The 24,525-nt window shown below is 46.5% G+C and carries 22 protein-coding genes; 12 read left to right on the top strand and 10 right to left on the bottom strand.

The window, feature by feature from the left end; translation table 11 throughout:
* Positions 1–162: 162 nt before the first annotated feature.
* On the top strand, positions 163–1,557 hold the full coding sequence (locus EML15_RS02100) for a GntP family permease (protein WP_144273190.1): 1,395 nt from the start codon (positions 163–165) through the stop codon (positions 1,555–1,557).
* On the opposite strand, the gene EML15_RS02095 is transcribed toward EML15_RS02100, so the two are convergent.
* Positions 1,544–2,026, bottom strand: a complete 483-nt coding sequence (locus tag EML15_RS02095) for a gluconokinase (RefSeq protein WP_144273455.1) — start codon at positions 2,024–2,026, stop codon at positions 1,544–1,546. The genes EML15_RS02100 and EML15_RS02095 overlap by 14 nt on opposite strands.
* Positions 2,027–2,129: 103 nt before the next feature.
* Between EML15_RS02095 and EML15_RS02090 the strand changes: the two genes are divergently transcribed.
* Together EML15_RS02090 and EML15_RS02085 are read left to right on the top strand one after the other, a co-directional pair.
* Positions 2,130–3,554: an amino acid permease gene (locus EML15_RS02090; RefSeq protein WP_144273189.1), complete on the top strand. Its 1,425-nt coding sequence runs from the start codon at positions 2,130–2,132 to the stop codon at positions 3,552–3,554.
* Positions 3,555–3,587: 33 nt separating this feature from the next.
* A complete protein-coding gene (locus EML15_RS02085) occupies positions 3,588–4,952 on the top strand; it encodes a DNA polymerase IV (RefSeq protein ID WP_144273188.1) in 1,365 nt (454 codons plus the stop codon).
* Here EML15_RS02085 and EML15_RS02080 read toward each other — a convergent pair.
* Positions 4,944–5,882: an asparaginase gene (locus EML15_RS02080; RefSeq protein WP_144273187.1), complete on the bottom strand. Its 939-nt coding sequence runs from the start codon at positions 5,880–5,882 to the stop codon at positions 4,944–4,946. The genes EML15_RS02085 and EML15_RS02080 overlap by 9 nt on opposite strands.
* 302 nt (positions 5,883–6,184) lie before the next feature.
* On the opposite strand from EML15_RS02080, the gene EML15_RS02075 reads away from it, so the two are divergent.
* Complete coding sequence (locus EML15_RS02075; RefSeq protein ID WP_144273186.1) at positions 6,185–6,802, top strand: hypothetical protein; 618 nt, start codon at positions 6,185–6,187, stop codon at positions 6,800–6,802.
* Between the two features lie 101 nt (positions 6,803–6,903).
* Here EML15_RS02075 and EML15_RS02070 read toward each other — a convergent pair whose 3' ends face one another.
* Entirely contained in the window at positions 6,904–7,902 is a 999-nt protein-coding gene (locus EML15_RS02070; protein ID WP_144273185.1) for a DUF6263 family protein, read from the bottom strand.
* A gap of 153 nt (positions 7,903–8,055) precedes the next feature.
* Between EML15_RS02070 and lspA the strand changes: the two genes are divergently transcribed.
* From lspA to EML15_RS02055, 3 genes are read left to right on the top strand one after another with little or no spacing between them, the layout of a single operon-like run.
* Positions 8,056–8,514 carry a signal peptidase II gene (lspA, locus tag EML15_RS02065; protein WP_144273454.1) on the top strand — a complete coding sequence of 153 codons (459 nt, stop codon included), beginning with the start codon at positions 8,056–8,058 and terminating at the stop codon, positions 8,512–8,514.
* Positions 8,507–9,433, top strand: coding sequence for an RluA family pseudouridine synthase (locus tag EML15_RS02060; RefSeq protein WP_144273184.1), 927 nt, complete (start codon positions 8,507–8,509; stop codon positions 9,431–9,433). Before lspA ends, EML15_RS02060 begins: the two co-directional genes overlap by 8 nt.
* 13 nt (positions 9,434–9,446) lie before the next feature.
* Positions 9,447–9,983, top strand: a complete 537-nt coding sequence (locus EML15_RS02055; protein WP_144273183.1) for a hypothetical protein — start codon at positions 9,447–9,449, stop codon at positions 9,981–9,983.
* On the opposite strand, the gene rarD is transcribed toward EML15_RS02055, so the two are convergent.
* Positions 9,964–10,839 (bottom strand): EamA family transporter RarD, encoded by an 876-nt coding sequence (rarD, locus tag EML15_RS02050; RefSeq protein ID WP_144273182.1) that lies wholly within the window; start codon positions 10,837–10,839, stop codon positions 9,964–9,966. The genes EML15_RS02055 and rarD overlap by 20 nt on opposite strands.
* A 162-nt stretch (positions 10,840–11,001) precedes the next feature.
* Here rarD and dnaE point away from each other — a divergent pair, with 162 nt between their 5' ends.
* Positions 11,002–14,562 (top strand): DNA polymerase III subunit alpha, encoded by a 3,561-nt coding sequence (gene dnaE / locus EML15_RS02045; protein ID WP_144273181.1) that lies wholly within the window; start codon positions 11,002–11,004, stop codon positions 14,560–14,562.
* Positions 14,563–14,572: 10 nt separating this feature from the next.
* Here the strand turns inward: dnaE and EML15_RS02040 are convergent, their stop codons facing one another.
* The gene (locus EML15_RS02040) at positions 14,573–15,544 is read right to left on the bottom strand and encodes an endonuclease/exonuclease/phosphatase family protein (RefSeq protein WP_144273180.1); all 972 of its coding nucleotides are present in this window, start codon (positions 15,542–15,544) and stop codon (positions 14,573–14,575) included.
* Between the two features lie 123 nt (positions 15,545–15,667).
* On the opposite strand from EML15_RS02040, the gene ilvA reads away from it, so the two are divergent.
* The 4 genes from ilvA to EML15_RS02020 are packed head-to-tail and all read left to right on the top strand — an operon-like array spanning position 15,668 to position 18,295.
* Positions 15,668–17,005, top strand: a complete 1,338-nt coding sequence (ilvA, locus tag EML15_RS02035) for a threonine ammonia-lyase IlvA (protein ID WP_144273179.1) — start codon at positions 15,668–15,670, stop codon at positions 17,003–17,005.
* On the top strand, positions 17,005–17,652 hold the full coding sequence (locus EML15_RS02030) for a YigZ family protein (protein ID WP_144273178.1): 648 nt from the start codon (positions 17,005–17,007) through the stop codon (positions 17,650–17,652). Before ilvA ends, EML15_RS02030 begins: the two co-directional genes overlap by 1 nt.
* A gap of 2 nt (positions 17,653–17,654) precedes the next feature.
* Entirely contained in the window at positions 17,655–17,888 is a 234-nt protein-coding gene (locus EML15_RS02025; protein ID WP_144273177.1) for a hypothetical protein, read from the top strand.
* A gap of 14 nt (positions 17,889–17,902) precedes the next feature.
* Positions 17,903–18,295 (top strand): RNA-binding S4 domain-containing protein, encoded by a 393-nt coding sequence (locus EML15_RS02020; RefSeq protein ID WP_144273453.1) that lies wholly within the window; start codon positions 17,903–17,905, stop codon positions 18,293–18,295.
* On the opposite strand, the gene EML15_RS02015 is transcribed toward EML15_RS02020, so the two are convergent.
* From EML15_RS02015 to EML15_RS01995, 5 genes are all read right to left on the bottom strand, one after another.
* Positions 18,269–19,258, bottom strand: coding sequence for a GTP pyrophosphokinase family protein (locus tag EML15_RS02015; RefSeq protein ID WP_144273176.1), 990 nt, complete (start codon positions 19,256–19,258; stop codon positions 18,269–18,271). The genes EML15_RS02020 and EML15_RS02015 overlap by 27 nt on opposite strands.
* 65 nt (positions 19,259–19,323) lie before the next feature.
* Positions 19,324–19,941 carry a hypothetical protein gene (locus EML15_RS02010; protein ID WP_144273175.1) on the bottom strand — a complete coding sequence of 206 codons (618 nt, stop codon included), beginning with the start codon at positions 19,939–19,941 and terminating at the stop codon, positions 19,324–19,326.
* Positions 19,942–20,037: 96 nt separating this feature from the next.
* Complete coding sequence (locus EML15_RS02005) at positions 20,038–21,453, bottom strand: exonuclease domain-containing protein (protein WP_144273174.1); 1,416 nt, start codon at positions 21,451–21,453, stop codon at positions 20,038–20,040.
* Positions 21,454–21,502: 49 nt separating this feature from the next.
* Positions 21,503–23,722 (bottom strand): glycogen debranching protein GlgX, encoded by a 2,220-nt coding sequence (glgX, locus tag EML15_RS02000; protein WP_246846879.1) that lies wholly within the window; start codon positions 23,720–23,722, stop codon positions 21,503–21,505.
* A 38-nt stretch (positions 23,723–23,760) separates the two neighbouring features.
* The gene (locus EML15_RS01995) at positions 23,761–24,330 is read right to left on the bottom strand and encodes a TetR family transcriptional regulator (RefSeq protein ID WP_144273173.1); all 570 of its coding nucleotides are present in this window, start codon (positions 24,328–24,330) and stop codon (positions 23,761–23,763) included.
* Positions 24,331–24,525: the final 195 nt, after the last annotated feature.

Here is a 24,525-nt window from a genome sequence, read left to right as displayed (position 1 = left end):
CTAATCCTGAGCTGCACAATAGAGCATAACTGTTCTTCGGTTATGCTCTTTTCTATTATCTTTTGATTCTTGTACATGAGCATGAGCATGAGCCTATGAGTATGGCGGGAAGATAAGCAGAATATAAAGAGGCAGGATGAAACGGAGAATAACATAATGGATATGTCTACCTGGCAACCGACGCTAGGGGCTGGACCTTTATTATTGATCGCAGCAACGGCAGTGGCATTGATTTTGCTCATGATCATTAGATTTAAGATTCATGCTTTTGTGACGTTAATCGTGGTATCAGTTGTGACTGCATTGGCTGCAGGCATTCCCGTTGATGGTGTTGTGCCTACCTTGACTGCAGGTTTTGGTACTACCTTGTCGTCGGTAGCGCTTTTGGTTGGACTAGGCGCTATGCTTGGGCGCTTAGTGGAGCAATCAGGTGGAGCACAGTCTTTGGCAAATGCGTTGGTAACTCGCTGCGGACAAGAAAAAGCACCACTAGCATTAGGTATTGCGGCGTTGCTCATGGGTTTTCCTATTTTCTTCGACGCCGGGCTCATTGTTATGTTGCCAGTAATTTTTGCGGTGGCGCGAAAATTGAATGGTCCGGTACTCACGTATGGTATTCCCGCTGCTGGAGCTTTTTCTGTCATGCATATTTTTGTTCCACCGCATCCAGGTCCAGTTGCTGCTGCTGAGTTTTATGGGGCAGATAGTGGTTTGGTGTTATTGGTTGGGTTATTAGTTGCACTGCCGACGTGGTATATCTCCGGTTATCAGCTAGGTAAATATCTGGGTAAGAAATTCAATTTCCGCGTGGTTGATATGCTCAGCGGTGCACCTTTGTCAGCTGAGGAGTTGCCTGATAATCCTGCTCGTTCTGGCCAGGTGATTGTTATTTTACTGATGCCGCTCGTGTTGATTTTTGGCAACACTGGATTATCGGCTTTAGCGACGGCAGGGGTTATTACGGATCAGTCATGGTGGTATCGGGTTGTGGTATTCCTTGGGCAAACGCCTATTGCCTTATTGATCACATTACTGATGGCGATTGTGATATTGGGACTAAGGCGTGGTGTACCAGCTAAGACAGTAGAGAAAACGATGGAATCTGCTCTGGCTCCTATTTGTTCAGTTGTGCTCATTACTGGTGCCGGCGGAATGTTTGGTGGTGTATTGCGCACCTCAGGTATTGGTGATGCGTTGGCGCACGCGATGGCGGGGATAGGTATTCCAGTAATTTGTGCGTGCTATCTTATTGCTGCTGTACTGCGTGTTGCCCAAGGATCAGCAACGGTGGCATTGACAACTGCCGCGGCGTTGATGGTTCCTGCTGTGAATGCGGGAGACTATTCCTCATTGCAACTGGTTTTGATTGTGCTTGCCACTGCTGCTGGTTCGGTAACTGCAAGCCATGTCAATGATTCTGGGTTTTGGTTGGTTGGTCGCCTAATGGATATGGATGTGCCTACTACGCTGCGTACCTGGACGATTAATCAGTTGCTCATTTCTGTGATTGGGTTTAGTATTGTCGGCACAATTTTTGCTCTGACTACTGTTGTTTAAGACTGGTCAGCCACTGATATACGTGCCGCACAATTTCTGTTGGTGATTGTTCAACATTACAGATAAGACCGAGTTCGTCCTCGGATAGTGGTTCCAAAATTGCGTACTGAGATTCTAATAAAGAAGCAGGCATAAAATGTCCGGGGCGATTGCTGATTCGCGCATATAGTACATCGAAGTGTCCGTGGGGATGGATAAAAATTGCCCCAGGACAATGAGCACGGATGATATCGCGGTATGTGCGTTTTAAGGCGCTACAACTAATCACGCAACCATGAGGGTTATGTGCTAAACGATCTCCTACTTTTTTGAGCCAGGGAATACGGTCTGCGTCGTTGAGCGCGATGCCTTGGGACATTTTCTCGATATTTTTCTTGGGGTGCAGATCGTCGCCGTCATAGTAATCAAGACCTAATGTTTGGCTCACTAAGCTACCTATAGTGCTTTTCCCGCACCCAGATACTCCCATGACAATGATATGTGGTGTACGCACAATGTTGCTTTCTGATTATGTTATCTATTTTTCTCGGTTACTTCCCTAAACACCCCTTGGTAGACTAAGCTGTCTATGTATGTGTTCTGAGGCTACTTCACACCATAGCTTTGATGATTTTCATGCACAAGAGACTGCAGGCTATCGCAAAGATCTGAAACATAGGCATATCCATATGATTGCCCTTGGCGGGGCATTAGGAACCGGGTTATTTCTTGGTGCTGGTGAAAGATTAAACATTGGCGGACCTGGACTGGCATTGGTCTATGCAGTGTGTGGCATTATCGGATATTTGATGCTGCGTTCGCTAGGGGAAATGGTGATCTACCGCCCAACCTCTGGTTCCTTTGCCTCCTATAGCAGAGAGTTCCTTGGACAAAATGCAGCCTTTTTCGCAGGATGGATATATTTCATCGCATGGGTAACAGTCGGTATTGCTGAGCTGACTGCTATTGCGGTGTACCTCAAGTTTTGGCCGCTTTTTGCACAAGTTCCTCAATGGATTTTGGTTGCATGTGCTTTGTGCCTGGTAGTTGGGGTAAATCTCATAGGGGTTAAGTTCTTTGGCGAGGCAGAATTCTGGTTTGCTTTTATCAAAGTAGCTGCAATTATCATCTTCATGCTTATTGGAGTAGCGATGATTGTTAGCGGTACGACAATCAATGGTCATGCCCCGGGCTTATCGACGTTGGGCGAAGGCGGCGGCTGGTTTCCTCACGGAATCATGCCATTGATTGTTATGACTCAGGGGGTTATTTTTGCATATGCTGGAATCGACATGATTGGCGTGGCGGCAGGTGAGACGCAGAACCCAGGCAAAGAGATACCTCGAGCAATTAACACTACAGTTGTGCGTATTATCTTCTTCTATGTTGGCTCTGTCTTTCTTCTTGCATTATTGTTGCCAAGTTCTGCTTATTCCGGCACGGAAAGCCCGTTTGTGACTTTCATGAATGCTATCGGAATTCCTGCTGCTGCCGACATCATGAATATGGTTGTGCTCACTGCTGCTTTATCGTCGGTTAATGCGGGACTATATGCAACGGCACGTATTCTCAAACCGTTAGCACACCAGGGGCTTGCGCCGGTTTTTCTGGCAAAAATGTCTTCTCATGGTGTTCCCACAGGCGGAATTTGGCTTACGACGTGCTTCTTTGTAGGTGGGGTGGTGCTTAACTACGTCGTTCCAGCTCAAGCATTTGAGATTGTGTTAGGTTTGGGTGCCATCGCGATTTTGGGAATGTGGGCGATTATTTCCTGTACCCATATTGGGTACATACGAGCGGCGAAGAATGGGAAAATAATGCGGCATAATTATCGAACCCCTGGTGGGATTGGTGCCGATATTATTGTTTTGCTCTTTCTTGGCGGAGTCTTTGTCCTCATGATTCTGGATTATCCTCAAGGTACCTATACAGCCATTATTGCTCTTATCGTGTTTTTCTTGTTATTTATTGGTGGTTTGTGGCTAACACGAAAAAACGCTAATCGAAAATATGTTTGACTGTGGTGATTGCTGACATTACACTTTAGGTTTATGCAGCGTTGGGTTCTCCATATTGATATGGATGCATTCTTTTCCTCCTGCGAACAACTTACTCGACCTACTCTGCGGGGTCGTCCGGTTGTTGTTGGTAATACTAGTGGTCGGGGAGTGGTAGCAGGCGCTTCTTATGAAGCACGTGCTCTGGGAGCCAAATCTGCGATGCCCATGTATCAAGCCAAAACTCTCATAGGTATGCGAGGAGTTGTGGTGCTACCGCGGTTTAGCGTATATCGGCACCTTTCTAAGCAAGTGATGGCAATCATTGCTGAGCAAGGGGGTGTGCTAGAACAACTATCGGTTGATGAAGGTTTTATTGAACCTGCTGAATTAGCAGGAGCGTCGGTGGAGCAAGTACACCAGTGGGCGCATGATCTTCGTGAGAAAATCTACAGTCACGTAGGTCTTCGCGCCTCGGTAGGGGCGGGGTGCGGAAAGCAGTACGCAAAAATTAGTTCTGATCTAGCAAAACCTGATGGTATTTTTGTTATGCCACGAAAGGATCACGCCACCGTACTGTATCCATTACCGGTGAATAAACTATGGGGTGTCGGTCCTGTGGCGCAGCGGAAATTAGCACAGCTTGGTGTGGCTACTATTGGCGATTTGGCCGCATTATCGCAAAAAGAAGCAGAAGCATCTTTGGGCGCTGCGGTGGGGAGAACACTATGGTCAATGGCGCAAGGCAGAGATGAACGCCCAGTGGCTCCGCGAGCAATTGCTAAGCAAATATCTGCCGAATATACCTATCCGCAAGATCTACACACAAAAACCGAAGTGGATGCGGCAATCATACGGGCTATACAGAAGGCGCATAGTCGTTTGCTTAAAGATGGTCGAGGTGCGCGCACAATAAGTCTCAAACTCCGTATGGCGGATTTTCATATAGAAGCTCGCTCAACGACGTTGCCCTACGCAACCGATGACTATGAGATTCTCAAAGCTGCGGCTTTCTTATTGGTACGCTATCCAGATCAACTTGGACCAATTCGATTAGTAGGAGTCGGTTTTTCTAGCCTGGAAACAGCACGACAAGAGGTGTTTTTCCCTGAACTTGATTTACTTAATCACCACAGCATAAAAGAATCAGAATATGAAGTAGGTGTTCGTGCACAGCAACACAACTACGAAGACCAAGCTGAAGAAGTTTTGCCGCAGATTCTCGTGCGTCATGGTAGGTTTTGGACTACTCAAGATGTCAGCCACCCAGATTATGGGCATGGGTGGATTCAAGGAATAGGGCACGGTCGAGTAAGCGTGCGTTTTGAGACGAAAAGCACTACCAATTCTCAGGTAAAAACCTTTGATAGTGCAGATCCATTGCTCACTCCTGCTGATCCATTAGACAGCTTAAAATAATGTAGCTGGGTGTACCCCAGACGCAATTGCAATGGCAAGAAGCACTCGTGCTTGCCCACTATGAAAATATCGAGCTCCAATAGCGCCCTGTGCAGCTAGTGTTGCTCCGCCACCAGCGCCACCATATTTTCCAGCAACTTCACCGCGCGGAACTCGAGTTGTGATAACCACAGGGATACCTGCTTGCAGTGCGTCACTTATTCCCGCTGCTAATTCTGTGCCAACATTGCCTGAACCTAGTGCCTCAACAATTATCCCTTGAGCACCAGCGTTGCGAGCAGCGTCGATAAGCGTACGGGAAGCACCAGGGTAGGCGGTAATTGTTTCAATATAAATATCACCGAGAGGGCAAGGAGAAACGGGATCGGCTCGTTGTGGCTCTTCAGGACCATTTGTCGCAAAGGCAAGTTCATCTGTGGTATGCCATTTGGTTGCTCCTCGTGCAGGTATAACTGCACGTCCAAAAACGATAAGTACCCCAATGCCACGTGCCGAGGTGTCAGAAGCAACCATAATTGCCTCGAACAGGTTGCGGGTACCATCTTCTTCTGGGTGATCATGGGGTTTTTGAGAGCCAGTCAGTACAATAGGACGTTGATCATTGTGGAAAGTGTCAAGAGCAATGGCTGTTTCTTCCATCGAATCTGTGCCGTGTGTAATAACAACCCCAACTACATCAGGGTCGTTGAGAGCATGATGTGCTGCGCTGACAATTTCATCAATGTCAGCCAAGGTCATAGAAGAAGAATCAAGACGATTAAGTTCGCGCACCTCAATGCTGAGAGTATCAGCAAAACGCGGAATGATGGGGGCGATGAGCTCGGCACCACTGACTGTGGGAATGAGCGCACCCGTTGAATCGCTGGTGCAGGAAATAGTGCCGCCAGTGGTCAGCACTACTATTTTTTTGACAGATGAATCAGAGGCCATAGGTATTAGAGTGCCATAAAAATGGGGAGATATTTTATGTGACTCGGTCAGAATCCTAAGCAGAGAATGGAAAAGCACGAAATCAAAAAGCAGATAGCGCATTTGTATGCGTAAAGAAATTATTTTTCCTGATGAGATAATGCGTGTAGAATCGGTAGACGTTATCGGCGTAGTAAGACGCTGACATTCCTGGGTATGCCATGATGCGCTATATCTGGAATGTGCCGAGTAAAAAATATGACTATTAGGCTTGATAAAAGCTAAGAGGATCGTACCGTGATCCACATAAGGAAAGGGACCCTGTGCAATATTCCAAGGTTTTCATTGCTACTATCGCTGCAAGTATGGCTTTAACTCTGGGAGCTTGTGCCCAGGATAATGATAAAGCAACAAACACGAAGACCAGTGAGAAATCAGATTCTTCCGCTGCTGGTTCTGCAGTGGTACCAGAGCAAATGCCTACTGTTGAGCAACTGAATGCAATTCTTGCTACTGCCACAGATCCTGCTGCAACAATCGAACAAAAGACCGCCACAGTACAAGGTGGTGAAACCGCACCTGAGCTATTTGATACCATGGCTCGTCTCAAAGAAGAATCTGGTGCTAATTTCCAGGTTGTAGATCCAATTTTGCCTAATGCTGAGCCAAATAGCGTTTTGACTACTTTGTCTTTGACCTATCCGGATCAAGAACCACAAACAGTGGAAAACGTTATTTTTGTCTATGAAGATGGTGTTTGGAAGATCTCTCAAGACTGGGCTTGTACCCTCATCAGTGTTTCACTAGGGGATGCACAATTGCCACCAATGTGTGTTGATCACGTTGCACCAGCAGCGCCAGAAGCTGCTGCTCCAGAAGCACCGGTTTCAGACGCGCCAGCTGCTGAGGCTCCTGCTCCAGAAGCACCAGCTGCACAATAACAATCAAGAACATTAGTACCCGCATAGCTTTCGACGTGAGCTATGCGGGTACTGTTGTATTTTCGGTTTTGTCCAGGGTGTGTCGTGTTTCACCAAGGAGATTAAATTGAGCCAAAAGAAATTGCTTGAGTGCTATCTTGCACCACCCGAGTTTGCGTTGATTCTTCACCGTAGACGACACGCGTCGTAAAGCCAATATCGCCACTTACCGGGAGTGGTTTATGTAGATCGACCACAATTTTTCCCTGGGAGGTAGTGGTGGAACTGAGTACAGTTAAAGAACGTGTTTGGTCATCGATGGGTAAAGATAAAGCGCCAAGAACTGGACGTTGTTCGACCGAGACATCAAGATGCACCGTGTCAGCCACAAGGTCTGTCACCGTATAAGTAGTGGTTTGTAACATTGTGGAATCATTAGCGACTCGAGATTCCACTTTCCATGACCCACCTACACTGATGGGATCTGCGGGAAACACCACAGTGAACGGGACGAGTTTCATATAGTATTGCTCAATTATGCTTCTCCCAGCGTCGGTAGCTTTGCTTGGTGCCGCAAGATTTACTGAAGAAATCTGACCTGCATCACTGGCGAACCAACCAAAGCGGAACCCCTGCGTGGTATCTAAATCTTGGTTATCCGCTAAGTTATCTGATGAGCTATCTGTGATAGATAAAGAAACTGAGCGTTTACTATCACTATTCTCTGGGGTAATTGTTTCGGCTTCTAGCGAAGACGTCAGTGTTGTTACCTCACCACCTGCTGGGGCTTGTGGATCAACAGCGTCGTTGTTGACCACAGATTGTGCAAAGCCTTCGGATATTTCCAAGGTGAGTTTTTGCTTGTCGGTTTCACCATTGGCAAGGTCTAGGTAGCGTAATACTTTTGCGTTGGTGCTTGACGTACCTGAGCTAAGCATTGTGATTTTTACTGGATCCACCTCAGCACCGACAGGAGAGTCAACCAGTGTCTTTTCTTCAGTGCTGCACGCAACTGTGGCAGTGCTCATCAGCACAAGCAGCCCCATGATAGAGACAATGGTGCGTATTCTATGCTTGTCTGGGATCAACCGCAGTTTGCTATGTTGTTGTGGGATATTCACGCTCCATAGATTACCTTACTTATTGTTGTAGCTAGAAAAACTGATATTTTTCCCGTCGTCCCGCGCGTGCGTTTTTATCTTGAGAAGGTCTTTGCAAAGATAGATGATGTGATGGAAACCGATAGGGGAAAAATAAAAAGCTATGTTCGCCCGATGATAGTCATTGCGCTCATTGTGGCTATACTTGACCAGCTTACAAAAACTCTTATGCTTGATCTTCTTGAGGACGGGCCACTGTATCTTATTGGTGATTGGTTTCGTTTTCGCCTGCTTTTTAATTCCGGTGCTGCTTTTTCTATCGGGCAAAATTCCACATGGCTATTCACGTGTATTCAGATCGCTTTTATTTGTGGTATATCCGTGTATGCTCGCAAAATTGAGGATATTTACTCTGCTACTGGTCTTGCGCTTATTGCTGGTGGGGCTTTAGGCAATCTCTATGACCGTCTTACTCGAGAGCCTGGTTTTTTTGTCGGGCATGTGGTGGATTTCATTTCAGTGGGTAATTTCGCAGTGTTTAATGTTGCCGATTCTGCTATTAGCGTGGGCGTGGTGATTTTCTTGTGCTCGCTATTTTTGTCCGCAGCACCGCAAGGAGAAAAAGATGCGTGAGCAGCGTAGTTTACCTATTCCTGAGGGTTTGGAAGGGATGCGCGTTGATTCTGGTTTGTCGAAGTTACTTGGGTTATCGCGTACTGCCGCTGCAGAGTTAGCATTAAGCGGTGATGTGCTTATCGACGGTCAACCTGTAGGAAAATCCGAGCGTTTACTTGCAGGGAGTTGGCTTGAGGTAACCTTACCTGAAACTGATAAAGAACTTGTTGCGCAGGAAGAACTCGTCGAAGGAATGAATATCCTCTATGCTGACGACGATGTCATTGCAGTGGATAAGCCTGTGGGAGTGGCGGCACATCCAACGGTAGGCTGGGATGGGCCAACCGTCGTTGGTGGGTTAGCAGCTGCAGGGTTTAGGATCTCTACTTCTGGTCCTCCTGAGCGCAAAGGCATTGTCCAGCGTCTGGACGTGGGTACTTCTGGTGTGATGGTTGTTGCCGCATCAGAACAAGGCTATTCAGTATTAAAACGTGCATTTAAGCAGCGTACTGTGAAAAAAACATATCATTCTCTGGTACAGGGGCATATGGATCCGCTGCAAGGAACCATCGAAGCACCAATTGGGCGGCACCCTAGTTCAGGATGGCGTTTTGCCGTGACCAATGATGGCAAACACGCGGTGACGCATTATGAAACCTTGGAGGCTTTTGCTGAGGCATCATTGCTCAAGATCCATTTAGAAACTGGGCGGACCCATCAGATTCGTGTCCATATGTCTGCTTTGCATCGACCATGTTGCGGCGATCCTATGTATGGGGCAGATCCGGCATTATCGCGTCGCTTGGGGCTTAATCGGCAATGGCTCCATGCTGTATCTTTAGGTTTTTACCATCCGCATGATGGACGTTGGATGGAAATAGAATCGTCGTACCCTGCTGATTTACAACATGCCCTCGATATACTCAGGTGTGATTAAAGGAAGAGCTACTGTGAAAAGTGATCGCTTTTATGGTGTCGCCGCAACAGTTGCTTTAGTGCTTTTTTGTGTTGTGGGAATTATCGTTGGTGAGCAAAAATATGATGGTACGCCACCTGTTAACGGGGATATGGTAGGGCAGGAAGAAGGCGAAACATTATCAGAATACGTGCAGCGTGCGGCGCAAAGCCTAGCTCATGCACAGCAACCAGCCTTTGCTTTTGTTTATTTTCGTACTCCTGTTACTGCACATGAGGCAGCTCAAGTAGTAGAAAATGCTCAGATTACTCGGGTTAATGCGGCGATAACAGTTATTGGCTCTATTGCTGAGCTACCCGAACCGAGTGCAGGGGTAAGTAGGCAACAATTACTAGAACAACAGCTAAAAATGCGTGGTTATGTCGATAGCATTAGAGGATTCATTGTGTATGACGATGGTGATTCTTTGCGTCAATTAGCAAAAAACGAAGCAGTGTTGAGCATAGAAGTATTACCTGAGGACGCCAGATGGGGTTTCTTTGGGATTCGCCCTATTTTTCACCAGAATTAGCACGTTTTTGTTTTCTACTGAACAAGAAAGTATCTAAAAGATAGAGCGATACCGAAATCCAGATGATGACAAAGCCAAGCCATCGGATTACATCAAGTTGTTCATGTACCACAATCACTGCCCACAGCATCTGAATACTAGGCGTGATGTATTGAAGCATACCGATCGTCGAGAGCTGTGTCTTGTGTGTGGCAGCACCAAAGAGCAGTAATGGTATTGCAGTGATAAATCCTGAAGAAATAAGTAGTAGCGAGTGCGTCATACCGCCTTGTATAAAAGTACCAGTGCCATTGAGGGCAAGAAAGATGAGATAACCGCAGGCGAGAGGAGTAAGCACGAAAGTTTCTCCGGCAACCGATGCTGAGGCGGACAGAGGAAGTCCTTTTTTCAACAAGCCATAAAAACCAAAACTGAAGGCGAGCAGTAACGCTAAAATAGGTGGTTGAGAGCTTGCTAGTGTCAAAATAATAACGGCAAGTGTGCTGATCATAATGGCAATTTTTTGTAAGAACCGCAATCGTTCGCCAAGGAAAATCATCCCAAGGATCACACTGACCAATGGGTTAATGAAGTAGCCTAGTGCGGCTTCTGAGACATGACCAGAATTCACTGCGACGACATACACGAGCCAATTCGTAGCGATCAGTAATGAGGCTGCTGCTACCCGTAACCATACTTTTGCCGATGCGTTGCGCAGCTCTTGCCACCGTCGGGTGCATAACAGGAGAATGAACATGAATACACATGTCCAGACAATGCGATGTGCAATAACCTCAAGTGCGGTAGCAGGTTTGAGCAAGGGGAAATAAGCAGGAAAAATCCCCCACAACAAATATGCGAGTATGCCATACACCATGGTCTGTAGATATTAGCCCAAAGTGCGTTGTGGTGGTTTGCCAGGATTGAATAGTGCTTGAATAGTGCTTGAACAATGCTTGACTGCTGGCGATTTTATTGGTTGAAAGTAGCGTGAACAGCAGCTATGCGAAGATGAGATGGGTGCTCTAGACTCTGTTTCATGGCAAAAAAATCTTCTTTCGTTCATCTTCATAATCACACGGAGTATTCCATGCTCGATGGTATGGCGAAAGTTGATTTATTGGCTGAGGAAGTAAAACGACTAGGAATGCCCGCTGTGGGCATGACAGATCATGGCAATATGTTTGGCTCCGATGCTTTTTACCGAGCTATGACAGCAGCTGATATTAAACCAATCATTGGTATTGAGGCGTACATGGCGCCAGATTCTCGTTTTAATAAGCAGCGTGTTCGTTGGGGTGAACCGCACCAAAAAGCTGATGATGTCTCAGCATCTGGCGCATATCTGCACCAGACCATGCTTGCTGAAACCGCTGAGGGATTGCATAATCTTTTTTATCTTTCCTCTATGGCTTCTTATGAAGGTCAGCTTGGTAAATGGGCGCGAATGGATGCGGAAATTATTGCCGAACATTCGACGGGGATCATTGCCACTACTGGTTGTCCTTCAGGAGACGTGCAAACCAGGCTAAGGCTGGGGCAATTCGACGCAGCTCTCGAGGCTGCAGCAATGTGGCAGGATATTTATGGGAAAGATAATTATTTCCTTGAGCTTATGGATCATGGGCTTGATATTGAAACTAGGGTGCGCAATGAGTTATTAGAAATTGGTCGTAAACTTAATTTGCCACCATTAGTTACTAATGATTGCCATTATGTTTTGGAATCACAGGCTCAATCACACGAAGCCATGTTGTGTGTGCAAACTGGTAAAACAATGAGCGATCCTGATCGCTTTAAGTTTGATGGTACTGGTTATTATGTAAAATCTGCGCAGCAGATGCGACAGACGTGGGATGACTTAGTCCCAGATGCGTGCGACAACACCTTATGGATTGCAGAGCGCATACAGGATTATGGGGAAATCTGGCAGCCGCATACTCACGATCGTATGCCGGTTGCTGATGTGCCAGAAGGTCACACCCCAACTAGCTGGTTGCGTGAGCAGGTCATGAGTGGTCTGCAGGAACGCTTTGATGGTGCCGAAGTGCCTCGAGAATATATTGAGCGCGCAGAATATGAAATTAATGTTATCGATATGAAGGGGTACCCTTCCTACTTCCTTATCGTCGCAGAGCTTATTAAATATGCACGATCAGTCGGTATTCGTGTGGGGCCTGGACGTGGTTCAGCTGCTGGAGCTTTGGTTGCTTATGCGCTCACGATTACCAATATCGATCCAATGGAACACGGTTTGCTGTTCGAGCGATTCTTGAATCCAGAGCGACCATCAGCACCTGATATTGATATTGACTTCGACGATCGTCGCCGCGGTGAAATGGTGCGTTATGCATCTGAGCGTTGGGGTGAGGATAAGATCGCGCAGGTTATTACTTTCGGTACCATTAAAACAAAGCAGGCTATTAAAGATTCTGCACGTGTACAGTTTGGGCAGCCTGGTTATCAAATTGCAGATCGCATTACCAAAGCACTTCCACCAGCGATTATGGCAAAAGATATTCCGCTGTCCGGCATTATGGATCCAGACCATCCTCGCTATAGCGAAGCCGGTGAAGTGCGTGGCTTGATCGAAACTGATCCAGATATTAAGAAAATCTATGATACTGCGCGTGGTTTAGAAGGCGTGGTACGCCAAACAGGCGTGCACGCTTGTGCAGTGATTATGGCTTCTGTTCCTTTATTGGATTGCATTCCTATGTGGAAACGCTCCCAGGATGGGGCGCTGATTACTGGATGGCCGTATCCAGCGTGTGAAGCAATTGGTTTGCTGAAGATGGATTTCTTGGGGTTGCGCAATCTGACAGTGATTGGTGATGCCATCGAAAACATCAAAATTAACCGTAATGAAGATGTTGATCTTGAAGCACTTGATACTGATGATCCCAAAGTATATGAGTTGCTTTCTAGGGGAGAGACACTTGGAGTGTTTCAGCTGGATTCTGGTGGTATGCAGGAGCTACTTAAGCGAATGCAGCCAACGGGGTTCAATGATATCGTGGCGTCTTTGGCTCTTTATCGCCCAGGTCCGATGGGTGTGAACGCGCACTGGGATTATGCTGATCGCAAGAATGGGCGTAAACCAATTGAGCCAATTCATCCCGAGTTAGAAGAACCACTGCATGATATTTTGGCGGAAACGTATGGTCTTATTGTGTATCAAGAGCAGATCATGGAGATTTCTCGAAAAGTAGCAAATTACACCGCTGGTGAAGCCGATGGTTTCCGTAAAGCGATGGGTAAGAAGAAAGCAGATGTGCTTGCTGCTCAATATGAAAAATTCTCTGCTGGGATGCACTCCAATGGGTATTCGCAGGCAGCGGTAGATGCGCTATGGGGCACAATTGAGCCTTTCGCGTCTTATGCGTTTAATAAGTCCCATGCTGCAGGATATGGTTTAGTTTCTTATTGGACTGCGTATCTTAAAGCAAACTACACAGCGGAATATATGGCTGCGCTCCTTACTTCGGTTGCTGATAAGAAAGATAAGTCAGCTATTTATCTTTCAGATTGCCGTCACTTGGGTATTTCTGTTCTTTCTCCTGACGTTAATGAATCCGCTTTTAACTTCTTACCTGTGGGCACTGATATTCGTTTTGGCTTGGGGGCAGTGCGTAATGTTGGTGAGGATGTGGTGGCCTCAATCATCAAAACCCGCAAAGAAAAGGGATTATTCAAGGATTTTTCTGATTACCTCGATAAGATCGATGTCATTGCGTGTAATAAACGTGTTACTGAGTCCTTGATTAAAGCAGGGGCTTTTGACTCGATGAATCATTCTCGTAAAGGCATGGTGATGGTTCATGATGATGCCATTGATTCTGTGATCAGCACTAAAAAAGCAGCGGATAAAGGGCAATTTGATCTTTTCGCAGGTTTTGGCGGGGAAGATACTCCTGTGGAGAATATCTTTGCTGTCCAGGTTCCTGAGGACAAGTGGGATCGCAAACATGAGTTGGCATTAGAACGAGAAATGCTGGGACTTTATGTATCAGGTCACCCATTGGATGGTTTTGAGCAAGCTCTTGAGGCACAAACAGATACTGCTTTAACGACGATTCTCAGCGGCGAATTAAAAAATGGTACTGAGGTACTCGTCGGCGGCATTATTTCTAGCGTGGATCGACGCTTCTCCAAAAAAGATGGTTCGCCGTGGGCGATTGTTACCATTGAAGATCATCATGGTGCTGCCGTGGAATTACTGGTGTTCAATAAAGTGTATGCCTTAGTAAGTTCGCAAATCGTGGAAGACAATATCATCTTGGCGAAAGCACATATCTCGATCCGCGATGATCGAACCTCATTATTCTGTGATGATATGAAAGTACCTGAACTTGGTCCTGGTAATGGCTCAGGTCTACCATTGCGCTTGACCTTGCGCACTGAGCAATGCACCATGAACACTATTGCTAAGCTCAAGCAGGTGCTTTTAGCTAATAAGGGCGAATCTGATGTGTATCTGAACTTGGTCAATGGTGAGGAATCATCCATGATGATTTTGGGCGAACACTTGCGGGTGAATCGTTCTGCTTCATTGATGGGAGATCTCAAAGCGACAATGGGACCTGGCATTTTAGGCTAAGAGATATAACCTAGAGCTCCACATCTGCCCAGACACCCAGGTGATCTGTTCCTTGTACATTCACAGTACCGCCATCAGCACAGCGTGCTGTGCTGAGAATATGATCAATGCGAATAACTGGTAGTGTCTGCGGCCATGTGGGCTTGTGCGCGAGATGACCAGTACAATCTGCTAAACCTAGTTCACGGTACTGCGGGTGGGCACGCGTGGAATTAAAATCCCCAAGGAGCACAAGGTCAGCATTGTTTGATTGCTGTTGTCTAGTAGAATGCGCCCAGCGTGCTAAGGATTCTAGCTCATTTGACCATAGTTTATTAGTGCCATTGGCTAGCAGGGGAGCCACGGGGTGAACACCGACAATGCGAGTCCCCTGGGCAAGTTCTAGTTGTGGCATTTGGGCAATGGTCATGTTGTCGACCATAGTGAATGTCCATGTGTTGTCGCGTTGGAGTTTTTCTAGGTAAGGGGCAGATACAAGGGTCACTACTGCACTAGCGCCACCGCCTGGTTGCGCTTCATTGAGCGCAGTATAACCGGTGTGTTCTGCTATAGCTGCTACCTCTTCAGGGTTTGTCTCAATGAGAATTAGTATGTCAGGGGATATTTCGGTGACTTTTTGGGCGATGATGCGGTCATCAGCATGAGCAAAGAAGGTATTAAGGCTCATGACACGAGTTGTGGGTTTATGCGCAGATTGAAATGGCATGGGAACTCGAGGAATAAGTACAACGCTGAGCATGGCTATGATCAGGATAATGAGTGCGCGTCGAAAAGAACGCAATAATCCTATACCTGTAATCAGTGTTATTGCGCCAAGGAAAGCACTGGCTTGGATTTGCGGAACTGGGAGAGCACTGTCAGCGTAATGTTTGGGAAGAATAATCGTGCCAAACCAGATAAAACCGATCAGGATGAGTAAAAAAGCAATGATACGACGGACATTATTGGTAAGGGATTGGTTTTTATCTTGTGAGGCTGCCATGAACGCGAGTCTACTTGAACGCTTTATCGACCAGTGCGCAGATTGGTATCAAAATAGTACCAATCTGGTGTCGATTAGCTATCAGATAGGTAAAAAGATAATTCGGTACTAGTATCTATCAGCATGGGTAGTTCTGCGGAAACAGACAAAGAAACAATACATAACGTAGGGTCTGGCGAAAAAGACAACAATAACAACAATGGAGTACGTGCTGCTGATATTCAGGTAGCTCAAGCACGAATTTCGGCGTTTATTGCGCCAACACCATTGCAGTATTGTCCGCGGCTGTCACAACTGACTGGGGCTCAGGTGTATCTCAAGCGCGAGGATCTTCAAGATGTGCGTTCCTATAAGATTCGTGGTGCGGTCAATGCGATCTCACAGCTGAGCAATAAACAACGCGAAATGGGTATTGTGGCTGCTTCTGCTGGCAATCACGCACAAGGAGTGGCTTTTGCCTGCCGGTCTTTAGGCATCCATGGGCGCATTTATGTACCAGCAGCAACGCCTAAACAAAAGCGTGATCGCATTATTGTTCATGGTGGCGAGTATGTGGAACTTATTGTTACCGGTGCTAATTTTGACGAGGCTGCTCAAGCAGCGCGTGCCGACGCAGCTCGGACAGGCGCTACAATGGTTGAACCTTTTGATAATCGAGACACCATTATCGGGCAAGGAACAGTGGCTGCTGAGATATTGTCACAGCTTACTGCGCTAGGAAAATCACTTGATAGTATTGTGATTCCCGTCGGCGGTGGAGGATTGATCGCGGGTAATCTCAGTTATTTAGCAGATATGGCTCCTCGTACCGCGGTGATTGGTGTGGAACCTGCAGGTGCAGCATCCATGACTGCTGCCTTAACCGCAGGTCAGCCAGTTACTCTTGAAACAGTTGACTCTTTTATAGATGGTGCAGCGGTAAAGCGTATTGGGGATCTTAACTATGACATTCTAGAAAAGAACCAGGGACGTTTGCACCCGCTCAAAGTCAGCGAAGGCGCAGTATGTACTGAGATGATTCATCTTTATCAAAATGAAGGTATTATTGCTGAGCCGGCTGGTGCATTATCTGTGGCGGGCTTAATGGAGATGAAGTTTTCCCCTAATGACGTGGTGGTATGTATTATCTCCGGTGGAAATAACGATATTTTGCGTTATTCCGAGGTGATGGAACGCAGTCTTGTGCATCGTGGATTAAAGCATTATTTTTTGGTCAATTTCCCGCAAGAACCCGGGCAATTGCGTGCATTTTTGAGTGATATTCTCGGTGAAGACGATGACATCACCCTCTTCGAGTACCTCAAGAGAAATAATCGCGAAACTGGTACTGCTTTGGTGGGAATTGAAATGGGCAATGCGGCTAATTTGACTGGTTTATTAGAACGTATTGTTGATTCTGGTATTGATTGTCGCAGGTTAGAGCCAGATTCTGCAGAATATGGTTATCTTGTAAGGATTTAATGGTGACACCAAGGCATTATGATCGACCTGCACCTGGTGAATACCATAGCGAGACAGAAATAAAACGCTCTAAATTTCTCTGTTTCATCTCAGCGGCTCCTGATGAACAAGGCGCAAGAGAGTTCATAGCCCAGATTAAACGACGATATCCCGATGCTAGGCATCATTGCAGTGCTTTTATCGTAGATGGTAGTAATACTCATCCAACTCAGCGCTCTAATGATGATGGTGAGCCAGCAGGAACTGCTGGTAATCCTATGCTTGACGTCCTAAACGGTAGTGGACTACGTGATATTGTCGCAGTGACTGTTCGTTATTTCGGAGGGATAAAATTAGGCACTGGTGGGCTAATCCACGCCTATTCCCACAGTGTTTCTTCTTGTTTAACTCAGGTGAGAACTTGTCGTCGTAGTGTACGAGAGCTCTACCAGGTAAGTATTTCTTATGAACAAGCCGGTAGAGTAGAAGCATATTTGCGTGACCGTGATTTTAGCGTCATAGCTAGTGAATACAATACTGGGGTAGACTTAACCCTTGCGGTGGTTCCTGGTACTTATGATGATTTAGCTAATACTTTGGCTAATTTAACCTCAGGAACAGCTACAATAAGACAACGTGGTGAGAGCTGGATAGACGAGAAGGGATAAGAATGTCGTTACAACATAGACCAAATAACCCTATCGAGTTACGTAAACAAGCTGTACGTCGTAATGCGGCCAAAGCCCTTATCTGCGTGGGTGGTGGCGTAGTTGGTGGGTTATCTCTCGGATTCTTATTAGCATCACAGACACTTATGGTGCTTGGCTTTGTTATCGCTGTAGTTGGCGGCGCTTTCTATGCCAATAAAGTGCGTTCTATTATCAATCAACGTGATAACTACTAAAAAATAAAAGCATGATGGAGGATACTTTACCCACTAACCCAGTGCGTATTGATGCCTGGGTGTGGGCAGTTCGCTTGGTAAAGACTCGCTCTCAAGCAATACAGGCGTGTAAAGCAGGGCACATCAAGTTAGCTGGTAAGGCGGTCAAGGCTTCGCAATCCATTACTCCTGGTGATCGTGTAAGAGTATGGGTGGATCATCGTGAATATGATGTGGAAGTAGTGCATACTATCAAAAAACGAGTAGGGGCACAGATTGCGCGAAGTTGTTATGTGGATCATTCGCCACCGCCTGTGCCACGAGAGATCATTATGTCTATGCCTAGAAGAGATCGTGGAGCAGGTCGCCCTACGAAAAAAGAACGACGCGAAATCGATCGATTACGTGGCAGACGTGAGCATTTCTAATCTATGCTTGAGTTTTGCTGGACGATGTAGGGCTCGCTTGCCAATTTTTTCTGTTTTCTTAATATGATCTTCGCGATAGCGATAGAGCAATAAGTCATCAATAATTCTTATTTGACCAGGTTGAAACCGATACTTAAAAGCACTTGATACTGCCTCAATATCCTGGTCATTAAGTAGGGAACGCAAGCTAGCTACACTTGTTATATCGTGTGCGGTGAGTAATTCATCGAGGAAACGATAATCTTGCATACGTGATTGAGGGAAACGCGTACCGACGATCATCGCAAGAATACCCGGTAAAGTTTGCGGGCTTAGCTCAAGGTCATTGTCTTGTGGTGTTTCTGGTTGCTTAATTGCTGCAATCTGATCAAATTGCTGATCCGCCAGCTCAATAAGTCCTGCTGCAAGAGTAAACGCACGATCAATCCGTGGATCCAATTCTTGTTGATTACGCTTATAACGAATATCATGCTCAAACTCTGCCCAGGCATGCTGAAGTACAGTACGAATTTGCACCTCGAATTGGTGCCCTGCGTAGCTGCTTAGTTCTTGAGACGCATGATCTACTTCAAGAATAAGATGGTGTGAGCCATACCCAAACCCACCAGCAATACGTGTTTGCGCAGCTTTATCGACGGAACGGTGCACGATAAACGTATCTTTGAGTACCTCAACAATTTGGGGAATATCTGTGGAATGAAAAGTGGTGATGCGTATGCCAATCAGGTCATGAATATCATTCCATGGCTGTGGGTACATAAGTTCGCCACTGGCAGTGCGCTTTTTTGCTTTTGCTTTGAGCGACTGCCATTCTTTGAGCCGTCCACTGACTCTATCGAAGGTTAAACCTGCGTCGGACAGCACATCTTCGATAGTATCGACAAGATCGTCAGGTGCATCAGGATGTGCATTGACGAACTTTTGATAAAAGCTATGCAATCGCTGCAGTTGAGCTTGTGGCACGATACCTCCGAGATGAAAGATGATGAAGATGGCATGGGATATTCAACGACATTTTATTATCTTCTTTATCCCACACTAATAGCACATTGAGCGTGTTGCGGGAGTACATGGGTAGGAAATCCCTGGGCACAATAAAAAACCGGCGGAATGCGGTGTGGATGGTGTGCGCAAAAATGTTCCGTTATCCAGGTACTTAATGAAGAATGATGCCCAGGTTGTGGGATTGGCTCAGCAAGGAGCATAGAATTATCAGGTGCATAATAGGCTAATGGTGCACCAAGCAATTGGGAAAAGTGTTTATCCAAAATACTAAAACTTAAGGGGTGGGCAAGCCATGACCCAATTGCGCTGCCGTGGGCGCGTATTTGGATACCAGTTGTTGCGCGAGAACTAAGGTAACTGCTTGGTCGATGCGAAAAACATATCCCTTGGGGACGCGTTGCCACGCGGATAGTATTCTGAGCACCTAAATCCCAGGCTTGTTTGATACTGAGCTGTAGCTGAGCAAGCTCGGTATAGCATAATCGTTTTCCACCCAGGCTAAACGTAGCGGCTAAATAGGGGGATAAGGAAATTGATGCATGAGAGGTATCAAAGTGCTGACTATGAGTTTGTGTGCGTTGTTTCCACGGCACAGGTGTTAGTTCTAGAAAGAGTTGCTCGACATTGGCAATATCGGTCATAGGAGGGTCCTTACACTATCAGTAGTATTTGTTGATTCTTTGATAGGGAATAGACGGATTGGCTATGACTATGGTTCCTCAGTTGAGCAAGAAAACTTAGAATGGTGGTTGTTCTTCTTCTATCTGAGTGGGGTCGAGTCCCAGAGCGTCGAAAAGCTCTCGAGAGGTCCACATGGTAATGTCTTGTCCTTTCCCGATAAGTTCTTCGGCACGTTTTTGCTTAGTGGTGATGGATTCCCATGCTCCGATAGCAAGTAACGTGGTTTTCTTTGTTACATTCTTGGCAATGATTCCACCTTGGTAAGCGATTTTTTCCCACAGCACTGCTTTATCGAAAGGCGAGAAATCTCCAGTGAGCGTAATACATTGTCCAAATAAAGGTGCTTGTGGATCGGCATGTTCATTAGGTTGCGGGATGTTTTCTGGTGTTGCTGCTTTTTCCCATTTATTACGATTGTGGCGAGAATTATTTTCGTGCTTTTCTTTTCCGACCCTAGATCCTGCCGTAGAGTCATCAGCTGAATGAGCGTTGTTCGTTGCGTCGTCAGTGATATAGGCGCTTGGTTGTTTGAGCACCGGGTACACACGATCCGCATTGAGGGAACCAAGATTAAAATGAAAATGCTCATATAGTCCCCGAATAGAACCCTCATAGTGTGCTTTTTGCGCAATCCCCAAAACAATTTCAGCACAAGCGAGCGCGTCTGCACAGGCATCATGGTGATCATGGAAATCGATCTGGAAAAACTGTGCCAGAGTAGGGAGCTTGTGATTTTCCACTCCAAGGTGTGCTGCTCGCGACAGAGTGAGGGAACACCCAAAAGCTAAGGTAGGAATGGGTGCACCTGCGGCCTGGGCAGCTCGTCGTAATGCTGTCATGTCGAATTGAGCATTATGCGCTATAACTATGAGATCGCCAATATACTCCACAACTTCGCCTAGTACCTGGGCAAATGGTGGTTCATCAACTACAGTCTCAGCAGTAATATGATGAATCGCGGTATTCATGGGATCAAAATAAGAAAGACTTGCTGGGGGTTGGCACAGCCATGATCGCTTGTCGACGACCACCCCAGCACGTACAATTGCTACTCCGATCTGGCAGATAGAACCCCAATCGCTATTAGCAGTCTCTACATCGAGAGCAGCAAAATTAAGTTCATGCTCTTCTTCTTGTTGTGGTTCTTCTTGCGGCTCTGGCTCAGGATCTGGGTGCTCATCAGGGAGAGAACCCATTTGTGCTTGGTGCAGCAGGTCGAGAAAGCGCTGTTGCCTTTGTGCGGTACCGGGAGAAAAAGTAAGTTCAGTTATGGTGCCTTGAGTAGAATGGATACGCACTGTGCCATGCTGAAAAGCAGTTGCTTGTTCGCTCAGTTCTGCTGTCGTAATTTCGGCAATATCTAGGCTGCGTGCTTCTTGTCCTAGTGCTGCAAGCAGAACTGTTGGGCGCATGATAAGGTGCTGTAGCGTTATCTCTAGTTCTACACCGTGTGCGCGTATATGTGCTGTCATAATGCCAACGAGGCCTTTCTGGTTCTGTTTCCTTTAGGGGATCCACACGCTAGTAGCGTTGTGCTGGGGCAGGTGCGTAATCATCGTGGGCAGGTGGTTGCTGAACTGGTGCTTCTAATCTCAACAGCATTGTTGATCTACTTGGAACAGTAATAGTGCCTTGAGCTGGAATAATAAGTGGTTCCTTGGGGTAGCCGATTGGTTCGGTAGTATCAACAATGAGTTTCCATTGTTGCCCGAATTGCTCATCTGGGGTACTAAACACAATGTCATCATGGTGTGCATTGAACATGAGTAAGAAAGAATCATCCACAATGGTGCGTCCACGCTCATCTGGTTCAACTATGGCATTGCCATTGAGATAGACCATGAGCGATTTACCAAAAGCAAAATCCCAATCATCTTGGGTCATCAATTTTCCAGAAGGGACCAGCCAAGCAATATCGCGCTCATTGGCCTCATGGTGCCCCAATGGACCTCCGGCTAAGAACCGTCGTCTGCGGAAAACTGGATGGTTATGCCGAATTTTAATGAGCCGCTTCGTAAATTCAAGCAGCGCTGCGTTTTCTTCGGCTAGCGACCAGTCAATCCACGATAGCTCATTATCTTGGCAGTAGACATTGTTATTGCCGTTTTGGCTACGACCAATTTCGTCCCCATGAGCAATCATCGGTGTGCCTTGACTGAGTAGGAGAGTGGTCAAGAAATTACGGCGTTGGCGTGCTCGCAGTGCCCGCACGTTTGGATCATCAGTATGGCCTTCGACACCGCAATTCCAGGAGCGATTGTAGCTTTCGCCATCTCGGTTTTCCTCCCCATTGGCATCATTGTGTTTGTCGTTATAACTGACCAAGTCAGTGAGCGTGAAACCATCGTGCGCCGTAACAAAATTGATGGATGCTGTCGGTCGCCTACCGTTATGGGCATAGAGATCAGAAGAACCAGTAAGACGCGAAGCAAATTCACCCAAGGTAGCTGGTTCACCTCGCCAAAAATCTCGGACAGTGTCACGGTATTTTCCATTCCATTCTGTCCACAGGGCAGGGAAATTGCCGACTTGGTATCCGCCTTCCCCTACATCCCAAGGCTCAGCAATCAGCTTGACCTGCGAAACAATAGGATCTTGCTGCACTAGATCAAAAAAAGAGGCGAGCTTATCGACGTCATGCAGTTCACGTGCCAGAGTTGCAGCTAAATCAAACCGGAAACCGTCGACGTGCATCTCTGTGACCCAATAGCGCAAGGAATCCATGATTAATTGCAAAGAATGGGGATGGCGCACATTCAAGGAATTACCGGTACCGGTGTAGTCCATATAACGCGCTTTGTCTTGTGCTACCAAGCGATAATACGCTGCATTATCAATTCCACGGAAAGCAATGGTGGGACCGAGATGATTACCTTCTGCAGTGTGGTTGTAAACCACATCGAGAATGACCTCAATGCCTGCTTCATGCATGGTACGCACCATACTCTTGAACTCGCTTACAGCACCGCCTGCTTTCTGGCTGGCAGCATAATCAGCGTGAGGTGCGAAAAAACCAAAGGTGTTATAGCCCCAATAGTTACGCAATCCAAGATCACGGAGCCGATCATCATGCAAGAACTGATGTACCGGCATAAGCTCAATTGCCGTAACACCTAGGTCTTGCAGATAATGAATGATTGCCGGGTGGGCTAAACCAGCATACGTACCACGTAAGTGTTCTGGCACTTCTGGATGCGTCATTGTCATGCCTTTGACATGGGCTTCATAAATAACGGTTTTATTATCTGGAATCCGTGGCGGTCGATCTGCACCCCAATCAAAAAACGGATTGACCACGACAGAGAGCATGGTATGCCCTAAACTGTCTTGAGTGTTGCGCGCCTGGAGATCATCAGGATTGGTGATGTCGTAGCTAAAAAGTGAAGGGTCGCCATCAAATTCACCGTCGAAAGCGCGTGCATAAGGATCAACTAATAATTTTGCCGGATCACAGCGAAGCCCTTGCGTGATGTCATATGGCCCGTGTACTCGGTACCCATAGCGCTGACCCGGAATAATGCCGGGAAGATAGCAATGCCAAATATGATGGTCACATTCTTCGAGCGTAATTCTTTCTTCCTTACCAGCCCGATCGATGAGACATAACTCTACGCGCTCTGCCACTTCGGAAAAGAGGGCGAAATTAGTGCCTGATCCATCATAAGTAGACCCTAAAGGATATGCCGATCCAGGGTAGACAATTCGATTCATATCCTGGTCACTTATAGTTTCTTGGCTCATATTTGGAGATTTTACCCTGTTTTATCCTAGAGACGAGATCAGTGGCTTATAGCGCCGTTGATGATAAGCCTAATGCCTGCTAAAAAAGATTCATCGCCGTGCGACTCTCGCTCAGGTGATGGCGAACTCATGCTGATTTCTACATCATGACGTTGTTGTTGGAGTTGTTCTACTGTAGTCGCACCAAGAATAAAATGAACAGTTGTTTGCACAACGGTTTCTCGTAATGCACTAGGGCAAAAATCTAGGGTGAGCATGAGTTGTTGTTCTAGTTCTTGTCGCAGATGTTCGTCCGCAAGCGCAGCACCAATTAATTCTGCACCGTCACGGTAACTAAGCATGAGGGTGCGCAATTGCGTGCAGGTTGTGATAAATCGGTGTGAGGTACTTGCAGGGGAGGAAACCGGAGTGGTATTTGCGAGAAAAGGCTTTAGTATTTCTCTGGCAGTAGCGTCGATAAGCGCTTGCTTATTCTGGAAATGCCAATAAAGAGCACCTGGGGCAACACCTAATTGGCGGGCTAAACGACGCATCGTCATATCAGCTAACCCATAAGAATGAAGAATATCGAGACTTGTCTTTATGATGAGGTCTTTACTCAACTGCACTTTTTCCAGAGTAGTCCAAAGCAGTCTAAAAATAATCCTAAAAGTAGAGACATGGATGACATGGGTTAGGGTGGAAAAGAAACGAAAATGTCCAACGCAGAGATAGTCTTTGCATAGGGTTTATAGCGTTTGTCTACAATGTCCCTACAATGGTGCTCAAAGAAACAGTAGTTAACAGTAGTTAGAGGAGAACAA

Origin of the sequence: Corynebacterium sp. sy017, from assembly GCF_017918135.1 — a bacterium.
GTDB lineage: Bacteria > Actinomycetota > Actinomycetes > Mycobacteriales > Mycobacteriaceae > Corynebacterium.
This window is presented reverse-complemented; position numbering and strand designations above follow the sequence as displayed.

Bases quoted from the DNA above. Each gene is read 5' to 3' on its own strand.
- EML15_RS02100 (WP_144273190.1), top strand. From the start codon at position 163: ATGTCTACCTGGCAACCGACGCTAGGGGCTGGACCTTTATTATTGATC.
- EML15_RS02095 (WP_144273455.1), bottom strand. From the start codon at position 2,026: ATGGGAGTATCTGGGTGCGGGAAAAGCACTATAGGTAGCTTAGTGAGC.
- EML15_RS02090 (WP_144273189.1), top strand. From the start codon at position 2,130: ATGTGTTCTGAGGCTACTTCACACCATAGCTTTGATGATTTTCATGCA.
- EML15_RS02085 (WP_144273188.1), top strand. From the start codon at position 3,588: ATGCAGCGTTGGGTTCTCCATATTGATATGGATGCATTCTTTTCCTCC.
- EML15_RS02080 (WP_144273187.1), bottom strand. From the start codon at position 5,882: ATGGCCTCTGATTCATCTGTCAAAAAAATAGTAGTGCTGACCACTGGC.
- lspA (WP_144273454.1), top strand. From the start codon at position 8,056: ATGATAGTCATTGCGCTCATTGTGGCTATACTTGACCAGCTTACAAAA.
- EML15_RS02060 (WP_144273184.1), top strand. From the start codon at position 8,507: ATGCGTGAGCAGCGTAGTTTACCTATTCCTGAGGGTTTGGAAGGGATG.
- rarD (WP_144273182.1), bottom strand. From the start codon at position 10,839: ATGGTGTATGGCATACTCGCATATTTGTTGTGGGGGATTTTTCCTGCT.
- dnaE (WP_144273181.1), top strand. From the start codon at position 11,002: ATGGCAAAAAAATCTTCTTTCGTTCATCTTCATAATCACACGGAGTAT.
- EML15_RS02040 (WP_144273180.1), bottom strand. From the start codon at position 15,544: ATGGCAGCCTCACAAGATAAAAACCAATCCCTTACCAATAATGTCCGT.
- ilvA (WP_144273179.1), top strand. From the start codon at position 15,668: ATGGGTAGTTCTGCGGAAACAGACAAAGAAACAATACATAACGTAGGG.
- EML15_RS02030 (WP_144273178.1), top strand. From the start codon at position 17,005: ATGGTGACACCAAGGCATTATGATCGACCTGCACCTGGTGAATACCAT.
- EML15_RS02025 (WP_144273177.1), top strand. From the start codon at position 17,655: ATGTCGTTACAACATAGACCAAATAACCCTATCGAGTTACGTAAACAA.
- EML15_RS02020 (WP_144273453.1), top strand. From the start codon at position 17,903: ATGGAGGATACTTTACCCACTAACCCAGTGCGTATTGATGCCTGGGTG.
- EML15_RS02010 (WP_144273175.1), bottom strand. From the start codon at position 19,941: ATGACCGATATTGCCAATGTCGAGCAACTCTTTCTAGAACTAACACCT.
- EML15_RS02005 (WP_144273174.1), bottom strand. From the start codon at position 21,453: ATGACAGCACATATACGCGCACACGGTGTAGAACTAGAGATAACGCTA.
- glgX (WP_246846879.1), bottom strand. From the start codon at position 23,722: ATGAGCCAAGAAACTATAAGTGACCAGGATATGAATCGAATTGTCTAC.